Raw genomic sequence first — 466 nt, forward strand, 5'->3', positions numbered from 1 at the left:
GTCGAAGATGTCCTTGACCTCCTTGAGGTTCGGCAACTCCTGGAACGACTCGAGATTGAGCATCTCGGGGCCCATGGCGCCAAGGAACGGCGCATGAGACATCGCCCCGACCGAGGCGACGTAGCCGAGCAGCTTGATGTCCGGAGCCGAAGGTCCGAAGGTGTAGTTGCTGACCATGCAGCCGACCGGCAAACCGCCAAACTGGCCATAACCCGAGGTGTAGACATGCTGGTAAAGGCCGCTGCGGGTGATGTCGCTCGCCCCCTCGAAATCGTCCAGCAACTCCTGCTTGGTCACATGCAGCAAATCGATAAGGGTGTTTTCACGGAAGTCGGTACGGTCGACGAGGAACTTCAGGCCCCGCCAACTGGATTCGATCGCCTGGAATTTCGGGTTATGCAGGACCACGTCAACCTGCTTGCCGATCCGGGCGTCGATTTGCGTCAGCATCTGATCGACCCGCTGC

Annotated in this window: 1 protein-coding gene; it reads right to left on the bottom strand. The window is 59.4% G+C overall.

Annotated features, from left to right (window positions below; translation table 11 throughout):
* Positions 1-450 (bottom strand): type VI secretion system contractile sheath domain-containing protein (locus E0T84_RS31630; RefSeq protein WP_249383799.1); only part of this gene is annotated, 450 nt, incomplete at its 3' end.
* Positions 451-466: the final 16 nt, after the last annotated feature.

It is taken from the genome of Mycobacterium sp. DBP42, assembly GCF_005924235.1.
In the GTDB taxonomy this organism is placed as follows: Bacteria; Actinomycetota; Actinomycetes; order Mycobacteriales; family Mycobacteriaceae; genus Mycobacterium; species Mycobacterium syngnathidarum.